Here is a 1,648-nt window from a genome sequence, read left to right on the forward strand (position 1 = left end):
GCACCGGGCCACGCTGGAGATCCCGAAGGACATGCTCCGGGTTCTCGAACAGCCCCGGTTGCACCCGGTTCCGGCGACCCCTGTCACGGCGAGTTTCGGCCATACCCGGCAGGTCCCGCCGAACATGCCCATGATCACGTTTCAGCAGTCCCGGTACTCCGTCCCGCACACCCTGATGGGTCAGATGGTCTGGGTGCGCGGGACCGAGACCGAGGTGATCATCGTCCACGTCGGGGACTTCGGCCCGGTCGAGGTCGCCCGGCACAAGCTCACCCGCCCCGGCACTCCCGCGATCATTGACGCCCATTTCCCGCCGGCCCCTGCCGGTGCCTTGGAACGGGTGATCCGCCCGACGAACAAGGCAGAGGAGGAGTTCCTGGCCCTCGGCGCCGGCGCCGCGCTCTGGCTCAAGGAAGCCGCCGCCGCGGGCACCCAGAAGATCCGGCACAAAATGGAACGAGCCGTCACCCTCGCCAAGGTCCTTGGCGCCGACGAGGTCGACAAGGGCCTGGGAGCGGCAGCGGTGCACCAGCGCTTCACCCACGAGGACCTGCTCTCCATCGTCAACACCGGCAACGGGAAAAGCCACACAACCGGCGCCATCCACACCGTCACCGACCAGGGCCGGTGGCTGAGTCAGGGCACCAGCGGCTGGGCCAACTTCGGCACCGCCCCCAACACCACCAGTGATAAAGACTTTGAAGGAGCCATCGATGAGCGCTAGCACCATGACCCCGCCCCTGGCTGACGCGGCGGTGGAGAACGTGATCGCGCTGATGCGCACGACCCGGATGCCGCACGCCCGGGCCGTGGTCGCCGACGTGCTGGCCACCGCGAAAGCCCAACGCTGGGACCCCACCGAAGTCGTCCGCGTCCTGCTCGAAGCCGAAGCCACCGGCCGGAACGCCTCGATGCTGGCCACCCGGCGCAAACGTGCCGGATTCCCCACCGGGAAGACCTTCGATGTCTGGGACGAAGCCCTCTCCACCCTGCCGGCTGCAACAACGTCGTTCCTGCGGACCCTGGAATGGGTGCGGCGGCGGGAGAACCTGATTGCCTGTGGGCCCTCCGGCACCGGCAAGACCCTGCTCCTGGAAGCCCTCGGCCAGCAGGCCATCGATCAGGGCATGTCCGTGTCCTGGCTCAGCATGGAAGACCTCGGCGCGCTCGTGCGCCGGCACCGCATCGATGACAGCGTCAACAAAGCCATCACCCGCGCCACCAACGTGGACCTGATCTGCATCGATGACATAGGCCTGCTGCCGGTCTCCGCCGACGCAGCCGAGGGCTTCTACCGGGTCGTGGAAGCCTCCTACGAAAAGCGGTCACTGGCGATCAGCTCGAACATCCACCCCTCCGGGTTCGATGAACTCATGCCAAAAACCATCGCCACCGCGACCGTGGACCGGCTTCTCCACCACGCCCACCTCTGCCAAACCAGCGGCGAGTCCGTCCGGCTCATGCAAGCCCAAAACGGGAAAGGAACCCGCCCCATGAGCTAACCCAAAACCCGGTCAGGCGCCCCGAAACCCGGCACGCCCGGGGCGCCTGACCCTGTCCAAAAATACTTGCCGCGACCGGTCAATCACCTGCCGCCAACGGGCAAACCAACCTGCCGCCACCGGTCATTTCTAAGTTGCCGTTGACA

General features: G+C 66.6%; 2 protein-coding genes. Both read left to right on the plus strand.

Annotation, left to right across the window (positions count from 1 at the left end; translation table 11 throughout):
• On the plus strand, positions 1-724 hold a 724-nt coding region (locus BLS52_RS18630), incomplete at its 5' end, for a Mu transposase domain-containing protein (protein WP_425425055.1).
• The gene (istB, locus tag BLS52_RS18175; RefSeq protein ID WP_090588593.1) at positions 714-1,502 is read left to right on the plus strand and encodes an IS21-like element helper ATPase IstB; all 789 of its coding nucleotides are present in this window, start codon (positions 714-716) and stop codon (positions 1,500-1,502) included. The genes BLS52_RS18630 and istB, both read left to right, overlap by 11 nt.
• Positions 1,503-1,648: the final 146 nt, after the last annotated feature.

This window comes from Arthrobacter subterraneus (genome assembly GCF_900099735.1).
GTDB classification, from domain to species: domain Bacteria; phylum Actinomycetota; class Actinomycetes; order Actinomycetales; family Micrococcaceae; genus Arthrobacter_D; species Arthrobacter_D subterraneus.

What these genes read in the sequence shown, in the direction of transcription:
- istB (WP_090588593.1), top strand. Translation starts at nt 714, where the DNA reads ATGAGCGCTAGCACCATGACCCCGCCCCTGGCTGACGCGGCGGTGGAG.